This is a genomic window from Pseudomonas sp. JV414, from assembly GCF_032424305.1.
Taxonomy (GTDB): Bacteria; Pseudomonadota; Gammaproteobacteria; order Pseudomonadales; family Pseudomonadaceae; genus Aquipseudomonas; species Aquipseudomonas lini.
On record NZ_VYKC01000020.1, the window covers coordinates 80,510 to 98,806 of the forward strand.

The 18,297-nt window shown below is 59.4% G+C and carries 14 protein-coding genes; 12 read left to right on the plus strand and 2 right to left on the minus strand.

Going from position 1 to position 18,297, the window contains the following annotated elements; all coding sequences use genetic code 11:
- Positions 1-28: 28 nt before the first annotated feature.
- Complete coding sequence (locus F6R97_RS20110; protein ID WP_315866980.1) at positions 29-1,519, minus strand: leucyl aminopeptidase; 1,491 nt, start codon at positions 1,517-1,519, stop codon at positions 29-31.
- A 295-nt stretch (positions 1,520-1,814) separates the two neighbouring features.
- Between F6R97_RS20110 and lptF the strand changes: the two genes are divergently transcribed.
- The 8 genes from lptF to pdxJ all read left to right on the plus strand — a co-directional run bounded on the left by lptF (position 1,815) and on the right by pdxJ (position 10,243).
- On the plus strand, positions 1,815-2,933 hold the full coding sequence (lptF, locus tag F6R97_RS20115) for an LPS export ABC transporter permease LptF (RefSeq protein ID WP_038981671.1): 1,119 nt from the start codon (positions 1,815-1,817) through the stop codon (positions 2,931-2,933).
- Entirely contained in the window at positions 2,926-3,987 is a 1,062-nt protein-coding gene (gene lptG / locus F6R97_RS20120) for an LPS export ABC transporter permease LptG (protein WP_038981672.1), read from the plus strand. Before lptF ends, lptG begins: the two co-directional genes overlap by 8 nt.
- A 171-nt stretch (positions 3,988-4,158) precedes the next feature.
- Complete coding sequence (gene lepA, locus F6R97_RS20125) at positions 4,159-5,958, plus strand: translation elongation factor 4 (RefSeq protein WP_038981674.1); 1,800 nt, start codon at positions 4,159-4,161, stop codon at positions 5,956-5,958.
- Positions 5,959-5,963: 5 nt separating this feature from the next.
- Complete coding sequence (lepB, locus tag F6R97_RS20130) at positions 5,964-6,818, plus strand: signal peptidase I (RefSeq protein ID WP_038981676.1); 855 nt, start codon at positions 5,964-5,966, stop codon at positions 6,816-6,818.
- A gap of 184 nt (positions 6,819-7,002) precedes the next feature.
- On the plus strand, positions 7,003-7,692 hold the full coding sequence (rnc, locus tag F6R97_RS20135; RefSeq protein ID WP_010463056.1) for a ribonuclease III: 690 nt from the start codon (positions 7,003-7,005) through the stop codon (positions 7,690-7,692).
- Positions 7,685-8,587, plus strand: coding sequence for a GTPase Era (era, locus tag F6R97_RS20140; protein WP_008073130.1), 903 nt, complete (start codon positions 7,685-7,687; stop codon positions 8,585-8,587). Before rnc ends, era begins: the two co-directional genes overlap by 8 nt.
- Positions 8,588-8,759: 172 nt before the next feature.
- Positions 8,760-9,446, plus strand: coding sequence for a DNA repair protein RecO (gene recO, locus F6R97_RS20145; protein WP_048395438.1), 687 nt, complete (start codon positions 8,760-8,762; stop codon positions 9,444-9,446).
- 50 nt (positions 9,447-9,496) lie between these two features.
- Positions 9,497-10,243, plus strand: coding sequence for a pyridoxine 5'-phosphate synthase (gene pdxJ, locus F6R97_RS20150; protein ID WP_315866981.1), 747 nt, complete (start codon positions 9,497-9,499; stop codon positions 10,241-10,243).
- A gap of 128 nt (positions 10,244-10,371) precedes the next feature.
- Here pdxJ and mltF read toward each other — a convergent pair whose 3' ends face one another.
- Positions 10,372-11,832, minus strand: coding sequence for a membrane-bound lytic murein transglycosylase MltF (gene mltF / locus F6R97_RS20155; protein WP_038981679.1), 1,461 nt, complete (start codon positions 11,830-11,832; stop codon positions 10,372-10,374).
- Between the two features lie 274 nt (positions 11,833-12,106).
- On the opposite strand from mltF, the gene purL reads away from it, so the two are divergent.
- The 4 genes from purL (at position 12,107) to F6R97_RS20175 (ending at position 18,137) form a co-directional block, all read left to right on the plus strand.
- A complete protein-coding gene (purL, locus tag F6R97_RS20160) occupies positions 12,107-16,003 on the plus strand; it encodes a phosphoribosylformylglycinamidine synthase (RefSeq protein WP_315866982.1) in 3,897 nt (1,298 codons plus the stop codon).
- Positions 16,004-16,008: 5 nt separating this feature from the next.
- Positions 16,009-16,320, plus strand: coding sequence for a YqfO family protein (locus tag F6R97_RS20165; RefSeq protein WP_038981681.1), 312 nt, complete (start codon positions 16,009-16,011; stop codon positions 16,318-16,320).
- A gap of 742 nt (positions 16,321-17,062) precedes the next feature.
- Complete coding sequence (locus F6R97_RS20170) at positions 17,063-17,701, plus strand: DUF6036 family nucleotidyltransferase (RefSeq protein WP_315866983.1); 639 nt, start codon at positions 17,063-17,065, stop codon at positions 17,699-17,701.
- Complete coding sequence (locus F6R97_RS20175; protein ID WP_038981687.1) at positions 17,685-18,137, plus strand: hypothetical protein; 453 nt, start codon at positions 17,685-17,687, stop codon at positions 18,135-18,137. The genes F6R97_RS20170 and F6R97_RS20175 overlap by 17 nt, the downstream gene beginning before the upstream one ends.
- Positions 18,138-18,297: the final 160 nt, after the last annotated feature.

Here is an 18,297-nt window from a genome sequence, read left to right on the forward strand (position 1 = left end):
AAAGTGACGCCGCCCAAGGTCATCGGTTTCAGGCTTTGGCGCGGTCCAGCAGGTATTGGGTCAGCAGGGGAACCGGACGGCCAGTGGCGCCCTTGTCCTTGCCGCCGCTGGTCCAGGCTGTGCCGGCGATGTCCAGGTGCGCCCAGTTCAGGTTCTTGGTGAAGCGCGACAGGAAGCAGGCGGCGGTGATGGCGCCGGCTTTCGGGCCGCCAATGTTGGCGATGTCGGCGAACGGGCTGTCCAGCTGCTCTTGATATTCATCGAACAGCGGCAGTTGCCAGGCGCGGTCGTCGGCGGATTTGCCGGCGCTCAGCAGTTGGCCGATCAGCTCGTCGTTGTTGCCCAGCAGGCCCGACGTGTGGGAACCCAGTGCGACGACACAAGCGCCGGTCAGGGTGGCAATGTCGATCACCGCTTGTGGCTTGAAGCGTTCGGAGTAGGTCAGGGCATCGCACAGCACCAGACGGCCTTCGGCGTCGGTGTTGAGGATTTCCACGGTCTGGCCGCTCATGGTGGTGACGATGTCGCCCGGGCGCGAAGCGTTGCCGCTCGGCATGTTCTCGGCGCAGGCCAGGATGCACACCAGGTTAATTGGCAGTTTCAACTCAAGCACGGCACGCAGGGTGCCGAACACGCTTGCCGCGCCGCCCATGTCGTACTTCATTTCGTCCATGCCGGCGCCCGGTTTCAGGCTGATGCCGCCGGTGTCGAAGGTGATGCCCTTGCCGACCAGTGCGTATGGCTTCTCGGATTTCTTGCCGCCGTTGTATTGCATGACGATCAGACGCGGCGGCTGGGCGCTGCCCTGGCCAACGGCGTAGAACGAGCCCATGCCCAGGTCCTTGATCTTCTTCTCATCGAGGACTTCGACTTTCAGGCTCTTGAATTCTTTGCCCAGATTCTTGGCTTGCTCGCCCAGGAACATCGGGTGGCAGATGTTTGGCGGCAGGTTGCCCAGGTTACGGGTGAAGGCCATGCCATTGGCGATCGCAGTGGCGTGGGCCACGGCGCGTTCGACTTCAGCCTGTGCGGCCTTGATGGTCACCAGGGTGACTTTCTTCAGGGAGAGCGGGTCGGCTTTCTGGCTCTTGAACTGGTCGAAGGTGTATTCGCCATCTACCAGGGTTTCTGCCAGCAGGCGGGTCTTGCCATAGCTGTCGCGGCCTTTGACCACGACTTCGTCCAGGGCCAGTACTGCATCGCTGCCGCCCAGGCCTTTAAGGGTGTTGAGGATGCCGGCGATGATTTTGCGGAACGGGCGATCGCCCAGCTCTTCATCCTTGCCCACGCCCACCAGCAACACGCGCTCGGCCTTGAGGTTGGGCAGGCTGTGCAGCAACAGGCTCTGGCCGACTTTGCCGGCCAGATCGCCGCGCTTGAGTACGGCGCTGATGGCGCCACCGCTCAGTTCGTCGAGTTGTTTGGCAACAGTGCCGAGCTTGCGGCCTTCGCCGACGGCAACCACCAGCGTGGCAGTCTTCAACGTTTCCGGGCTAACGCTTTTTACAACCAGTTCCATGTCCGGGTCCCTGAATTAATGGTCCAAGTGCGCGATGCGCAGAGGCTTGCTTATATAAGTAGAAATACGCCGGTGCAGTGCCAGCGACAAAGGCCGCAGTTTGAACCTCGCTGCCTGCGCCTGACAACCCTCGGCTGCACGAACTTCAGCGGTTCACGCGCCTGCTTGAGCATGCGCAGTGACAGGCGGACCCAATCACAGGATAATGCGCATCTTTTTCGGCGGCTCTGCCCTGCGGGCCGCTGATACGTTTGTTTGTTTGGCCGCTTAGCCTGACAACCCTGGAGTGTCTGGTTTGATTGTCTTCCGTTACCTATCCCGCGAAGTCCTGTTGACCTTGAGTGCCGTCAGCGCCGTGCTGCTGGTCATCATCATGAGCGGACGCTTCATTAAATACCTCGCCCAGGCGGCTTCCGGCCAGCTGGATCCGGGTTCACTGTTCCTGATCATGGGCTTCCGTCTGCCGGGGTTCCTGCAGTTGATCCTGCCTTTGGGGCTGTTTCTCGGGATTTTGCTGGCCTACGGTCGCTTGTACCTCGACAGCGAAATGACCGTGCTGTCCGCCACTGGCATGAGCCAACAGCGACTGTTTCGCATCACCTTGTTTCCGGCCACGCTGGTTGCGCTGATGGTGGCATGGCTGAGCCTGAGCCTGGCGCCACAAGGTGCCAACCAGTTCCAGTTGCTGCTGAACAAACAGGACGCACTGACTGAGTTCGATACTCTTGAACCCGGCCGCTTTCAGGCCCTGCGCGACGGTACTCGGGTGACCTACACCGAGCAATTGTCGGATGACCGCATCAATCTGAGCGGCGTGTTCATTTCGCAGAAAAATATAAACTCCGACAAAAAGGATCGCGGGATTTCCGTACTGGTGGCCGAGAAGGGCCGTCAGGAAATTCGCCCCGACGGCAACCGTTATCTGATCCTCGATAACGGCTACCGCTACGACGGTAATCCGGGTCAGGCCGACTACCGTGCCATCAAATACGAGGAGTACGGCGTATTGCTGCCCAAGCCGGACGTCAGCGACGAAGTCACCGATCGCGATGCGATGACCACTCGTTCCCTGCTGGGCAGTGACGACATCCGTTCGCGTACCGAACTGCAATGGCGTCTGTCTCTGCCGCTGCTGGTCTTCATCGTGACCCTGATGGCGGTGCCGCTGTCGCGGGTCAATCCGCGCCAGGGCCGTTTCCTCAAGCTGCTGCCGGCGATTCTTCTTTATATGGCTTACCTGACCATCCTGATTGCCGCTCGCGGCGCCCTCGAAAAGGGCAAGATTGCGCCGGCATTGGGCTTGTGGTGGGTGCATGCAATCTTCCTGGCCATCGGCCTGGGCTTGCTGTACTGGGAGCCATTGCGCTTGAAGATGGCGAGTCGCCGCAGTGCGCTGGAGGTGGCCCGTGGATAAGCTCGATCGCTACATTGGTAGCAGCGTGTTCATGGCGATCCTGGCGGTATTGGGGATCATTCTGGGTCTGGCAACGTTGTTTGCCTTCATCGATGAGATGGGCGACGTCAGCGATACCTACACGCTGGCGGATGTCCTGAGCTACGTGCTGCTGACCGCTCCACGCCGTCTGTACGACATGCTGCCGATGGCGGCGCTGATCGGTTGCCTGATCGGCCTCGGCAGTCTGGCCAGCCACAGCGAATTGACCATCATGCGCGCTGCGGGCGTATCGCTCGGGCGGATCGTCTGGGCTGTCATGAAGCCGATGCTGCTTCTGATGGCGGTGGGGCTGGTGATTGGCGAATACGTCGCGCCGGCCACGGAAGTCACCGCTCAGGCCAACCGCTCGCTGGCCCAGGGCAGTGGCGACGCGCAAAGCGCCAAGCACGGTCTGTGGCACCGTCAGGGTGACGAGTTCATTCACGTCAACTCTGTGCAACCCAATGGCCTGCTGTACGGCGTGACCCGTTATCGCTTCGACGATCAACGCCACATGCTGTCTTCGAGCTTCGCCAAGCGCGCGGAATTCGACACGGATCACTGGCAGCTGAGCGACGTCACGACCACGTTGTTCCATGAAAAGAACACCGAAGTGGTGACGACTCCGGTGGAGCGTTGGGAAGTAGCCCTGAGCCCGCAACTGCTGAGCACTGTGGTGATGGCGCCTGAATCTCTCTCGATCACCGGTCTGTGGAGTTACATCCACTACCTGGCTGACCAGGGCCTGAGCAACGGTCGTTACTGGCTGGCGTTTTGGGTCAAGGTGTTGCAGCCGCTGGTGACCGCTGCATTGGTGCTGATGGCGATTTCCTTCATCTTCGGCCCGCTGCGTTCGGTGACCCTCGGTCAGCGGGTCTTTACCGGTGTGTTGGTGGGCTTCACCTTCCGCATCGTTCAGGATTTGCTCGGGCCTTCGAGCCTGGTATTCGGTTTCTCGCCGCTGTTTGCGGTGCTGGTACCGGCCGGTGTCTGTGCCCTGGCCGGGGTCTGGTTGTTGCGCCGGGCCGGTTGATCGCGGGTTATTCCCGAGATTGCTTGTCACTCAAAACGCCCCGGTCGCAAGACCGGGGCGTTTTTGTACGCGCCGTCTGACCTGCAAACGTGACGCTTGCGCCGTGGATCAGGTACAATTCCCGGCTATTTTTCGGCGGGCTATGCCTGCAGCCTTTTTGAGTGTTGATCCGTGAGTGATTTGAGTCATATCCGCAATTTCTCCATCATCGCCCACATTGACCATGGCAAGTCGACGCTGGCCGATCGCTTCATCCAGATGTGCGGCGGCCTTGCCGAGCGCGAAATGGAAGCCCAGGTGCTGGACTCCATGGACCTGGAGCGTGAACGCGGGATCACCATCAAGGCCCACAGCGTCACCCTTTATTACACCGCTCGCGATGGCATCAAGTACCAGTTGAACTTCATTGACACCCCGGGCCACGTTGACTTCACCTACGAAGTCAGCCGGTCGCTGGCGGCCTGTGAAGGTGCATTGCTGGTGGTCGATGCCGGTCAGGGCGTTGAAGCGCAGTCGGTTGCCAACTGCTACACGGCGATCGAGCAGGGCCTGGAAGTCATGCCAGTCCTGAACAAGATCGACCTGCCACAGGCCGATCCGGACCGCGTCAAAGAAGAAATCGAAAAAATCATCGGCATCGATGCCACCGATGCGGTCGAGTGCAGCGCCAAGACTGGCCTGGGCGTCGACGAAGTGCTCGAACGTCTGGTTCACACCATTCCTGCGCCGACCGGCAACTACGAAGATCCGCTGCAAGCGTTGATCATCGACTCCTGGTTCGACAACTATCTGGGCGTTGTTTCCCTGGTCCGCGTGCGTCACGGTCGTGTGAAGAAAGGCGACAAGATTCTGGTCAAATCCACCGGCAAGATCCACCTGGTGGACAGCGTCGGTGTCTTCAACCCGAAACACACCGCCACCGTTGACCTGAAGGCCGGCGAAGTGGGCTTCATCATTGCCGGCATCAAGGACATTCACGGTGCACCGGTCGGTGACACCTTGACCTTGAGCTCCACGCCAGACGTTGACGTGCTGCCAGGATTCAAACGCATTCAGCCGCAGGTGTACGCCGGTCTGTTTCCGGTCAGCTCCGACGACTTCGAAGATTTCCGTGAAGCCCTGCAAAAGCTCACGCTCAACGACTCGTCCCTGCAGTACACCCCGGAAAGCTCCGACGCCCTGGGCTTCGGCTTCCGTTGCGGGTTCCTCGGCATGCTGCACATGGAAATCATCCAGGAGCGCCTGGAGCGCGAGTACGACCTGGACCTGATTACCACCGCGCCGACGGTAATTTTCGAGCTGCTGCTGAAAACCGGCGAAACGATTTACGTCGATAACCCGTCGAAGCTCCCGGACCTGTCGTCGATCGAAGACATGCGTGAACCGATCGTGCGGGCCAATATCCTTGTGCCGCAAGAGCACCTGGGTAACGTCATCACCCTGTGTATCGAAAAGCGTGGCGTGCAGCACGACATGCTGTTCCTCGGTACCCAGGTACAAGTGACCTACGATTTGCCGATGAACGAAGTGGTCCTCGACTTCTTCGACCGTCTGAAATCCACCAGCCGTGGCTATGCTTCGCTGGATTACCATTTCGACCGTTATCAATCAGCTAATCTGGTGAAACTGGATGTGCTGATCAACGGTGACAAGGTCGACGCCCTGGCGCTGATCGTGCACCGCGACAATGCGCACTACAAAGGTCGCCAGTTGACCGAGAAGATGAAAGAACTGATTCCGCGCCAGATGTTCGACGTCGCGATCCAGGCCGCCATCGGCGGGCAGATCATTGCGCGGACTTCCGTCAAGGCACTCAGAAAGAACGTATTGGCCAAATGCTACGGCGGTGACGTTAGCCGTAAGCGCAAGCTGTTGGAAAAGCAAAAGGCCGGTAAAAAACGCATGAAGCAGGTCGGTAACGTGGAGATTCCACAGGAAGCCTTCCTTGCAGTGCTCAGGTTGGATAGTTAGGTCCTATGTCACTAAATTTCCCGCTGTTGCTGGTCATCGCCGTGTTCGTCTGCGGCTTGTTGGCGTTGCTCGATCTGCTGTTCCTGGCGCCACGGCGCCGGGCTGCCATTAACTCTTACCAGGGTAGCGTCAGCCAGGCTGACATGGTGGTGGTCGAGAAACTGAACAAAGAGCCGCTGCTGGTCGAATACGGCAAGTCGTTCTTTCCGGTGTTGTTCATCGTGCTGGTGCTGCGTTCGTTCCTGGTGGAACCGTTCCAGATTCCTTCCGGCTCGATGAAACCGACCCTGGACGTCGGCGACTTCATTCTGGTGAACAAGTTTTCTTACGGTATCCGCTTGCCGGTGATCGACAAGAAAGTCATCGAAGTCGGTGATCCGCAGCGCGGCGATGTCATGGTGTTCCGCTACCCGAGCGACCCGAACGTCAATTACATCAAGCGTGTGGTAGGCCTGCCGGGTGACCAGATTCGCTACACCGCTGACAAGCGTCTGTTCGTCAACGGTGAGTCGATCGCCGAACAACTGGTCGGCTCCGAGCCGGGCACGTTGGGCAGCGCCGAGCTCTACAAGGAAAAACTCGGCATCGCCGAGCACCTTATCCGCAAGGAAATGAGCCGCTACCGCGCAGCGCCGGATCGTTCGTGGACCGTGCCTGCCGGGCACTACTTCATGATGGGCGACAACCGCGACAACTCGAACGACAGTCGCTACTGGGATGATCCGAGTATTCCCAAGGATCTGCTGGGCATGGTTCCCGACAAGAATATCGTCGGCAAGGCCTTCGCAGTCTGGATGAGCTGGCCGGAACCCAAACTCAGTCACCTGCCGAATTTCTCGCGGGTTGGCCTGATCAAGTAATCACACACGGCGCTGTTGAACACAGCGCCGAATGCATTTCTGGAGTCGGCATAACCGGTGACAGAAGCATGAAAACAACGATATTCAGGACGTTATTTTTGAACACAGCGTTAATTGTCCCAAGCCTGCGCCGCACCACGGCGATGGCGGTGGAATCCAGCCACGAACTCAGCGTGGGTAAACCGTGAGCGTCTCCTTAAGCCGTCTAGAGCGTCAGCTCGGCTACACCTTCAAGGACCAGGAACTGATGGTCCTGGCCCTGACTCACCGCAGCTTTGCCGGGCGCAACAACGAACGCCTGGAGTTCCTCGGTGATGCCATCCTCAACTTCGTCGCTGGCGAGGCGCTGTTCGATCGCTTCCCGCTGGCCCGCGAAGGCCAGTTGTCGCGCTTGCGCGCACGCTTGGTGAAAGGTGAGACCCTGGCCGTACTGGCCCGTGGTTTCGACCTGGGCGAATACCTGCGCCTGGGCTCCGGCGAGTTGAAAAGCGGCGGTTTCCGCCGCGAGTCGATTCTGGCCGATGCCCTGGAAGCGCTGATCGGTGCGATCTACCTGGACGCCGGCATGGACATGGCGCGTGAGCGCGTGCTGGCCTGGCTGGCCGGGGAGTTCGAAGGCTTGACGCTGGTCGACACCAACAAAGATCCGAAAACCCGCCTGCAGGAATTCCTGCAGTCCCGTGGTTGTGAGCTGCCACGTTACGAAGTGGTGGATATCCAGGGTGAGCCACATTGCCGGACGTTCTTCGTCGAATGTGAAATCACCTTACTGAATGAAAAAAGCCGAGGTCAGGGTGTGAGTCGTCGTATTGCCGAACAGGTAGCGGCCGCAGCAGCACTGATTGCCCTGGGTGTGGAGAATGGCAATGACTGATTCAACCGCAACTCGCTGTGGCTATGTTGCCATCGTCGGCCGTCCCAACGTGGGCAAGTCCACGCTGCTGAACCACATTCTGGGTCAGAAGCTGGCGATCACCTCGCGCAAGCCGCAGACCACCCGTCACAACATGCTCGGCATCAAGACCGAAGGCGCCGTTCAGGCGATCTACGTCGATACCCCGGGCATGCACAAGGGTGGCGAAAAGGCCCTGAACCGTTACATGAACAAGACCGCTTCGGCGGCGTTGAAAGACGTCGACGTGGTGATCTTCGTGGTTGACCGCACCAAGTGGACCGACGAAGACCAGATGGTCCTCGAGCGCGTTCAATACGTGACCGGCCCGCTGATCGTGGCGCTGAACAAGACCGACCGTATCGAAGACAAATCCGAGCTGATGCCGCACCTGAGCTGGTTGCAGGAACAGCTGCCGAACGCGCAGATCATGCCGATCTCGGCCCAGCACGGGCACAACCTGGACGCGCTGGAACGAGTGATCGCCGAGCACCTGCCGGAAAACGATCACTTCTTCCCGGAAGATCAGATCACTGACCGCAGCAGCCGTTTCCTCGCCGCCGAACTGGTGCGCGAGAAAATCATGCGCCAGTTGGGCGCCGAGCTGCCTTACCAGATCACCGTGGAAATCGAAGAGTTCAAGCAGCAGGGCAAAACCCTGCACATCCACGCCTTGATCCTCGTCGAACGTGACGGCCAGAAGAAAATCATCATTGGCGACAAGGGCGAGCGCATCAAGCGTATCGGCACCGAGGCGCGCAAGGACATGGAGCTGCTGTTCGACTCCAAGATCATGCTCAACCTGTGGGTTAAGGTTAAGGGCGGCTGGTCCGACGACGAGCGTGCGTTGCGTTCGCTGGGTTATGGCGACCTGTAACACCGGTCTGCGCTGCACCGTAGAACCCTGTGGGAGCGGGCTTGCCCGCGATGAGGATGTAACATTCAGCAGAGATGTTGAATGTAAGTCAGCCATCGCGGGCAAGCCCGCTCCCACATTGGTTTTGGGTTGTTTTTAAAACTGCGCTCCGTCATTGAGAACCCTGACTTCCATGTCTCAAGCCCCCATCGGCCAACCCGCCTACGTCCTCCACAGCCGCGCCTACCGCGAAAGCAGTGCGCTGGTGGATTTCCTTACACCGCAAGGTCGGCTGCGGGCGGTGTTGCGTAGTGCGCGGGGCAAGGCCGGGACATTGGCGCGGCCGTTCGTTCCGCTAGAAGTCGAGTTCCGTGGTCGGGGTGAGTTGAAAAACGTCGGTCGCATGGAAAGCGCCGGTGTTTCCACCTGGCTCAACGGCGAGGCGCTGTTCAGCGGCCTCTACCTCAACGAATTGCTGATCCGTCTGCTACCGGCCGAAGACCCTCATCCCGCGGTTTTCGATCACTACGCCGCGACCTTGCTCGCCTTGGCCGAAGGCCGTCCATTGGAGCCTTTGCTGCGCTCCTTCGAATGGCGTCTGCTCGACGACCTCGGTTATGGCTTTGCATTGAACACCGACATTCACGGCGACTCCATCGCGCCGGATGGCCTCTACCGTCTACAGGTGGACGCGGGTCTGGAGCGGGTCTATCTGCTGCAACCCGGTTTGTTCAATGGCATCGAACTGCTGGCCATGGCCGACGCTGACTGGTCCGCCCCTGGCGCGTTGTCTGCTGCCAAGCGCCTGATGCGTCAGGCGCTTGCTGTCCATCTGGGCGGTCGTCCGCTGGTCAGTCGCGAGTTGTTTCGCAAGCCGTAGTCTCCCCGTATGCTGTGCACCGAACTTTCCCTTATTTCAGGAGCGCTTCCGTGACCACCAGCAATCGCATTCTTCTTGGCGTGAACATCGACCACGTTGCCACCCTGCGTCAGGCCCGGGGTACTCGTTACCCGGATCCGGTCAAGGCAGCGCTGGACGCGGAAGAGGCGGGCGCTGACGGCATCACCGTGCACTTGCGCGAAGACCGCCGGCACATTCAGGAGCGCGACGTGCTGCTGCTCAAGGACGTGCTGCAAACCCGCATGAACTTCGAAATGGGCGTCACCGAAGAAATGATGGCGTTCGCCGAACGCATCCGTCCGGCGCACATTTGCCTGGTCCCGGAAACCCGTCAGGAGCTGACCACCGAAGGCGGTCTGGACGTGGCAGGGCAGGAGGAGCGGATCAAGGCGGCGGTGGATCGTCTGGCGAAGATCGGTTGTGAAGTGTCGCTGTTCATCGACGCAGACGAGCGGCAGATCGAAGCGTCCCGTCGTGTCGGTGCGCCGGCCATTGAATTGCACACCGGGCGTTATGCGGATGCCGAGACGCCAACCGAAGTCGCTGAAGAACTGAAGCGCGTGGCCGATGGCGTGGCATTCGGTCTGGCCCAAGGGCTGATCGTCAATGCCGGTCACGGTCTGCACTATCACAACGTCGAGGCGGTTGCGGCGATCAAGGGCATCAACGAGTTGAACATCGGCCATGCGCTGGTGGCCCACGCGTTGTTCGTCGGGTTCAAGTCGGCGGTGTCGGAGATGAAGGCGCTGATTCTGGCGGCTGAGTTGAAAGGTTAGATCGGCGGCGCTGCCATCGCGGGCAAGCCACGCTCCCACGGGTCCGGGTTGAACGACAATTGTGTGTTCGACGCGGACCTGTGGGAGCGTGGCTTGCCCGCGATGGCGTCTTTGAAGGCGGCGAAGATTTAAAGCGGAGGGGTTTCCTGGCTCGGCTTGGTCTTGTCGACCCCCGGCACATGCAGGTTGCCCTCGGCGACCTGATTGCCTTCGAGCTGCGGCTGCGTCACCCACGTCAGGATGTCGTAGTAACGACGGATGTTCGCCACGAAATGCACCGGCTCGCCGCCCCGGGCGTAGCCATAGCGAGTCTTGCTGTACCACTGTTTCTGCGACAGGCGCGGCAGGATTTTCTTCACGTCCAGCCACTTGTCCGGGTTCAACCCTGCCTTGGCCGTCAGTTTGCGCGCGTCATCCAGATGACCACTGCCAACGTTGTAGGCTGCGAGCGCGAACCACGTGCGATCCGGCTCCTGGATCGATTCATCCAGTTGCTCCTTCATGTAGGCCAGGTACTTCGCGCCGCCCATGATGCTCTGTTTGGGGTCCAGGCGATTGGACACGCCCATGGCTTGCGCCGTGTTCTGGGTCAGCATCATCAATCCGCGCACGCCGGTCTTCGACGTGACTGCCGCTTGCCACAGCGATTCCTGATAACCGACCGCGGCCAACAAGCGCCAGTCGACTTTCTCTTTCTTGGCGTACGTCTTGAAATGCTGTTCGTACTTGGGCAACCGCTGTTGCAGATGCTGGGCGAAGGTGTAGGCGCCCATATAACCCAGCACGTCGACGTGCCCGTAATAGCGATCCTTGAGGCGTTGCAGGGTGCCGTTTTTCTTCACTTTGTCGAGATAGGTATTGATCTCGTTGAGCAGGCTGTTGTCTTCGCCGGCGGCCACGGCCCAGCTCTGATTGCTGGCGTCACCGAGATCGAAGGCGACCCGTATGTTGGTGAAGTACACCTGGTTCATCGCGACTTCGTTGGAATCGACCAGGGTCAGGTCGATCTGGCCTTCATCGACCATGCGCAACAAGTCGACCACTTCAACCTGGTCGGATTCTTCGTACTGGATGCCAGGGAATTTCTTTTTCAGCTCCGCCAGTTGCTCGGCGTGGGTGCTGCCCTTGAGCACCATGATCTTCTTGCCGACCAGATCGCCTGCGTCGGTCGGCCGTGACTGACCGTTGCGGTAGATGATCTGTGGGGTGACTTCAAGGTAAGAGTGAGAGAACCGCACCTGCTGTTTGCGTTGCTCGCTGCTGACCAGACCGGCAGCAGCCAGCACCGGGCCATTGGGCTTGCCCACCTGATTGAACAGGTCGTCGAGATTGTCGGCGGTTTCGATCTTGAGTTCGACCCCCAGATCGTCGGCGAAACGCTTCACCAGCTCGTATTCGAAGCCGGTTTCACCGTTGCGATCCTGAAAGTAGGTGGCGGGACTGTTACGGGTAACCACCCGCAGCACGCCATCCTCCTTTACGCGCTCCAGCGTGTTGGGTTTATCAACACAGCCACCGAGCACCAGGAAGAGTCCGGTTGCGATCAGCCATTTGGCGTACCGCGGACGCAAAGCCGTTGGGGAAAACATCTGCGCAGTATACGCAAAGGACCACGAGCGCCATATCTCGACAGCGAAGGGCTTGTCTGCTAGAGAGTCTAAAACCCGCTTGGAGCCCGCAGGAATGGGCCCGAACAGCATTTTGTGACAGAAAAAATAACCCTCGGAGCGCTCCTGTTCAGGGCCCGAATACCCGGCCCGACGTTCGGGTGCAGCCGTGCGTACCGTTTCGGGTGCTGTCGCGGGCGGTTTAGGCTAGAATGCACGGCCTCAAAGCACACCCCTTCCCGAGGCTGTCCCGAAGATGTTGATCCTGCGCGGCGCTCCTGCCCTTTCTGCCTTTCGCCACAGCAAACTCATTGAGCAACTGAGCCAGAAGGTTCCGGCTGTCAGTGGCTTATATGCTGAATTCGCTCACTTCGCCGAAGTTACCGGCGTCCTGACCGGCGACGAACAGCAGGTGCTCGCGCGCCTTCTGAAGTACGGCCCAAGCGTTCCAGTACAAGAGCCAACCGGTCGTCTGTTTCTGGTGTTGCCACGTTTCGGCACTATCTCGCCGTGGTCGAGTAAAGCCAGCGACATCGCTCGCAACTGCGGCCTGACCAAGATCCAGCGCCTGGAGCGCGGCATTGCGTTCTACGTCGCCGGCCAGTTCAGCGACGCCGAAGCGCAGCTGATCGCAGGCGCGCTGCATGACCGCATGACCCAGATCGTATTGGACAACCTTGAACAAGCCGCCGGCCTGTTCAGCCATGCCGAACCCAAGCCCCTGACCGCGATCGACGTGTTGGGTGGCGGCCGCGCCGCGCTGGAAAAAGCCAACACCGAGCTGGGCCTGGCCCTGGCCGAAGACGAGATCGACTATCTGGTCGCTGCCTTCGTCGGCTTGAAGCGCAACCCGCACGACATCGAGCTGATGATGTTTGCCCAGGCAAACTCCGAGCACTGCCGTCACAAGATCTTCAACGCCAGTTGGGATATCGACGGTCAGAGCCAGGAAAAAAGCCTGTTCGGCATGATCAAGAACACCTATCAGATGCACAGCGAAGGTGTTCTGTCGGCTTATAAGGACAACGCCTCGGTAATCGTCGGCTCCGTTGCCGGCCGTTTCTTCCCGGACCCTGAAACCCGTCAGTACGGCGCGGTGCAGGAACCGGTGCACATCCTGATGAAAGTCGAAACTCACAACCACCCGACCGCGATTGCCCCGTTCCCGGGCGCGTCCACCGGCTCTGGTGGCGAGATTCGTGACGAAGGCGCAACCGGTCGCGGCGCCAAGCCCAAGGCTGGCCTGACTGGTTTCACCGTGTCCAACCTGCAAATCCCGGGCTTCGAACAGCCGTGGGAAGTGCCGTACGGCAAGCCTGAGCGCATCGTTACCGCGCTGGACATCATGATCGAAGGCCCACTGGGTGGCGCCGCGTTCAACAACGAATTCGGTCGTCCGGCCCTGACCGGCTATTTCCGTACCTTCGAACAATCGATCACCACCCCGCGTGGCGACGAAGTTCGCGGTTACCACAAGCCGATCATGCTGGCCGGCGGCATGGGTAACATCCGTGCCGAACACGTACAGAAAGGCGAGATCACCGTTGGCTCCAAGCTGATCGTTCTTGGCGGCCCGGCAATGCTCATCGGCCTGGGCGGCGGCGCTGCTTCCTCCATGGCCACCGGCACCAGCTCGGCGGATCTGGACTTCGCATCCGTACAGCGCGAAAACCCGGAAATGGAACGTCGCTGCCAGGAAGTCATCGACCGTTGCTGGCAGTTGGGTGACAAAAACCCGATCAGCTTCATCCACGACGTCGGCGCGGGCGGTCTGTCCAACGCCTTCCCGGAACTGGTCAACGACGGCAACCGTGGCGGTCGCTTCGAACTGCGCAACATTCCAAACGACGAGCCGGGCATGGCCCCGCACGAAATCTGGAGTAACGAATCCCAAGAACGCTACGTTCTGGCAGTCGGCCCTGCGGACTTCGAACGCTTCCAGGCGATCTGCGAACGTGAGCGTTGCCCGTTTGCCGTGGTCGGCGAAGCCACTGCCGAACCGCAGCTTACTGTCACGGATAGCCACTTCGGCAACAGCCCGGTGGACATGCCGCTCGAAGTGCTGCTGGGCAAAGCCCCGCGCATGCACCGTTCGGCCGTTCGCGAAAACGAGCTGGGCGACGATTTCGATCCGTCGACCCTCGAGATCGCCGACTGCGTCGAGCGCGTTCTGCATCACCCGGCCGTGGCCAGCAAAAGCTTCCTGATCACCATCGGCGACCGCACCATCACCGGCCTCGTGGCCCGTGATCAGATGGTCGGCCCGTGGCAGGTTCCGGTGGCTGACGTTGCCGTCACCGCCACCAGCTTCGACGTCTACACCGGTGAAGCCATGGCCATGGGCGAGCGTACTCCGCTGGCTCTGCTGGACGCTCCGGCGTCGGGCCGCATGGCCATCGGCGAAACCCTGACCAACATCGCGGCGTCGCGCATCGCCAAAATCTCCGACATCAAACTGTCGGCGAACTGGATGTCTGCCGCCGGTCACCCGGGTGAAGACGCGCGCCTGTACGACACCGTGAAAGCAGTCGGCATGGAATTGTGCCCGGACCTCGGCATCACCATTCCGGTGGGCAAGGACTCGATGTCCATGGCCACCCGCTGGAACGACGACGGCGTCGACAAGACCGTGACCTCGCCGATGTCGCTGATCGTGACCGGTTTCGCGCCCGTGGCTGACATCCGTCAGACCATGACCCCGCAACTGCGCATGGACAAGGGCACCACCGACCTGATCCTGATCGACCTCGGTCGCGGTCAGAACCGCATGGGCGCTTCGATCCTCGCTCAGGTTCACGGCAAACTCGGCAAGCAGGCCCCGGACGTCGATGACGCCGAAGACCTGAAAGCCTTCTTCGCTGTGATCCAGGGCCTCAACGCCGACGGTCACCTGCTGGCTTACCACGACCGTTCCGACGGTGGTTTGCTGACCAGCGTGGTGGAAATGGCCTTCGCCGGTCACTGCGGTCTGAGCCTGAACCTCGACGGTCTGGCAGAAACCTCCGCCGACATCGCTGCAATCCTGTTCAACGAAGAACTGGGTGCTGTGATCCAGGTTCGCCAGGACGCCACTCCAGATATCCTCGCGCAGTTCAGCGCAGCTGGCCTGGGTGACTGCGTGTCGGTGATCGGTCAGCCGATGAACAACGGCGAGATCAGCATCACGTTCAACGGCGACACCGTGTTCGAAGGTCAGCGTCGTCTGCTGCAACGTCAGTGGGCTGAAACCAGCTACCAGATCCAGCGTCTGCGTGATAACGCCGACTGCGCCGAACAAGAATTCGACGTGCTGCTGGAAGAAGACAACCCGGGCCTGAGCGTCAAGCTCAGCTACGACGTCAACCAGGACGTCGCCGCGCCTTACATCAAGAAAGGCATTCGCCCTCAGGTTGCCGTGCTGCGTGAGCAGGGCGTCAACGGTCAGGTGGAAATGGCGGCCGCGTTCGACCGCGCCGGTTTCAACGCAATCGACGTGCACATGAGCGACATTCTGGCCGGCCGTGTCGACCTGAACGAGTTCAAAGGTCTGGTGGCTTGCGGTGGTTTCTCCTACGGCGACGTATTGGGTGCCGGTGAGGGCTGGGCCAAGTCCGCGCTGTTCAACAGCCGCGCTCGCGATGCCTTCCAGGGCTTCTTCGAACGTAACGACAGCTTCACCCTCGGCGTGTGCAATGGTTGCCAGATGATGTCCAACCTGCACGAGCTGATCCCGGGCAGCGAGTTCTGGCCGCACTTCGTGCGTAACCGTTCCGAGCAGTTCGAAGCTCGCGTGGCGATGGTGCAGATCCAGGAGTCGAACTCGATCTTCCTGCAAGGCATGGCCGGTTCGCGCATGCCGATCGCTATCGCACACGGTGAAGGTCATGCCGAGTTCGCCAGCGAAGAAGCGTTGCTGGAAGCCGATCTGTCGGGTTGCGTGGCGATGCGTTTCGTCGATAACCATGGCAAGGTCACCGAAAACTATCCGGCCAACCCGAACGGCTCGCCGCGCGGGATCACCGGTTTGACCAGCCGTGACGGTCGCGTGACCATCATGATGCCGCACCCGGAGCGTGTATTCCGCGCCGTGCAGAACTCGTGGCGTTCGGAAGACTGGAACGAAGACGCACCTTGGATGCGTATGTTCCGTAACGCGCGCGTCTGGGTTAACTAAGCGCCGTGTACAAGCTCAGCTTTTTTGTTCCGGCCAGTCATGTCGAGGTGGTCAAAAGCGCTGTGTTCGCTGCCGGTGGTGGACGGATCGGGGCTTATGATCACTGCGCGTGGCAGGTGTTCGGGTTGGGTCAGTTTCGTCCACTGGATGGCAGTCAGCCGTTCATTGGCGAAGCGGGGCAGGTCGAGCAGGTTGAGGAATGGAAGGTTGAGCTTGTGGTCAGCGATGAGTTGATTCGGGCGGTGGTGGTGGCTCTGAAAGAGAGCCATCCCTATGAGACGCCGGCTTATGAGGTATGGCGGTTGGAAGATTTCTGATCTTCCTGGCCGCTGAAATGAGAAACCCGCTGAAAGTGATTTCAGCGGGTTTTTTATTGGCTGCGATTTAGGGCGTGGCGGCCTTAGGGCCGACCAGGTTCTTGTTGGTTGAGTACATATCCATTTCTGCGGTAATGGCGGCTTATGGTTTCGCCCTTACGGCGAGTCCCTTTTGGCAAACGCCCCAAAAGGAACCAAAAGGTCTCGCCCCAAGCGTCCGGCCCCTCGCTGAGGCTCGGCGTTCCTTCGCTCCGGTATCCATCTGGGGGCATCGCCCTACGGTCTGCTTCGCTACGACCTACATGCGATGGGTTCGACTGCGTCGAACGGCGCTGCGCGCCAATCCCCAGATGAACACCTCCGCTCAGCCTCCCGAAGGGGCGGGTGGATCAAAATCAAAAGCCAGATCAAAAGCGGCAGGCGAGCTAACGCTCGGCCTGTTGAGTGGTGAGAGGCGGGTGCACACCGCTCCACTGTGGGAGCGGGCTTGCCCGCGATGGCGGCCTGACAGCCGACCAATCTCTCTCAGACATACACCGCCCCCCTTGTAGGAGCGAGGCTTGCCCGCGAAGACGGCCTTACAGGCAACGATGTTTATTGATCAGAAAAAACATCAGAACCTTCCCACAATACTTTCAGGTTGTCCGTCGGAAGTGGCCTCTCTAACGTTTCGGTATCGCTGCCAATTCAAGCTGCCAGATAGTTTGTCAGGCGCCCATATCAGTGATTGAGGTTCAAAAAAATGATATTGCCTGACGTAATCACTCCCCGCGTTAATACGAGCACGACGTTGGGACGGGCCTTGATTTCGATGTTCAAATCCGTCGAAGCAGAGCTGGCACTTGAGAGCGCAGAATCAGGGGCGGTGAAAGTCATCGTGTTCGGTGGGTGCGCCGTTCACCTCTACACAAATCATCGTGTTTCCACAGACGTCGATGCCGAGATTTATGAAGCTTCTGTCCCTGAAGGCCTCCATCTTCAGACCTTGCTCGCGGAGGTTCCTGAGCAATTTGTCGATGAGCGAACCGGTCGATTGATGGAGCTGAACTATGACCTTCAATACAACACAAGTTTTGGTCCCATTCACGAGGATTACTGGGGACGGAGTATTCCTCTCATAGAGTTCCCGGTTGAGTCTCCGTTGCACGTTCACATTGCGGCACCTATCGACATTGCCATCTCCAAACTGGGCAGGGCCACAGATCAAGACGTTGGCGATATCATGATGCTTCTCCGGGCTGGCTTCATAGTGACCACCGAGCTTCGTCGACTGGCATTGCAGGCGATTGATGTATATGTTGGCAACAAAGAGCCACCAGCATCCGTTCTTACCCATATTTTGCAAGACTACTTGGAGAATACAGATGACGAAGCCCGCTAACGGCCACGTCCTCTCATCCGCCTTGGACACATTGGTCAAACGTCCTCTAAATCAAGCAGATGACGCGGCGCTTGTGAGCGCGGCTAAAGCTGTTTGGTACTCGAAATTGAATCTTGAAAGTGAGGTGACAGCGTTCCTGAACTGCCACTCTGATGAGGTGGAAGTTCGACGTGCAGGTTATCTGCTCGAACGATTCACTCGCTTTGCCTGCGTGTCTGATAGCCGCGTGTCGGAAACCCTTAACGCTATTGAGCTTTTTGCACACTCGACTTCCAAGCATGAAGTGATACCGCAAGCAACCGTACCGCTTCGTCGGCGCCGTGATGAACTCGCCATTGCTTGGGGGCTGAATGAAGGCCTTGGCTTGAAGGCTCAATCCCTCATGCCTTTCCAGACTAGGCACTACGAAGCTGAGCAGCGCGCAACGTTTTCCTGAGCTTAAGCTGCATGGCAAGAACCCGGCCTAGGTCGGGTTTTTGCTGTCCGCTTGGATAAGTGATGGCGTTTATTCATCAGGCAAAACATCAGAACCTTCCCACAATACTTTCAGGTTGTCCGTCGGAAGTGGGTTCTCTAACCTTTGGCTGTCGCTGCCA

What these genes read in the sequence shown, in the direction of transcription:
- F6R97_RS20110 (WP_315866980.1), bottom strand. Translation starts at nt 1,519, where the DNA reads ATGGAACTGGTTGTAAAAAGCGTTAGCCCGGAAACGTTGAAGACTGCC.
- lepB (WP_038981676.1), top strand. Translation starts at nt 5,964, where the DNA reads ATGTCACTAAATTTCCCGCTGTTGCTGGTCATCGCCGTGTTCGTCTGC.
- era (WP_008073130.1), top strand. Translation starts at nt 7,685, where the DNA reads ATGACTGATTCAACCGCAACTCGCTGTGGCTATGTTGCCATCGTCGGC.
- recO (WP_048395438.1), top strand. Translation starts at nt 8,760, where the DNA reads ATGTCTCAAGCCCCCATCGGCCAACCCGCCTACGTCCTCCACAGCCGC.
- mltF (WP_038981679.1), bottom strand. Translation starts at nt 11,832, where the DNA reads ATGTTTTCCCCAACGGCTTTGCGTCCGCGGTACGCCAAATGGCTGATC.
- purL (WP_315866982.1), top strand. Translation starts at nt 12,107, where the DNA reads ATGTTGATCCTGCGCGGCGCTCCTGCCCTTTCTGCCTTTCGCCACAGC.
- F6R97_RS20170 (WP_315866983.1), top strand. Translation starts at nt 17,063, where the DNA reads ATGATATTGCCTGACGTAATCACTCCCCGCGTTAATACGAGCACGACG.
- F6R97_RS20175 (WP_038981687.1), top strand. Translation starts at nt 17,685, where the DNA reads ATGACGAAGCCCGCTAACGGCCACGTCCTCTCATCCGCCTTGGACACA.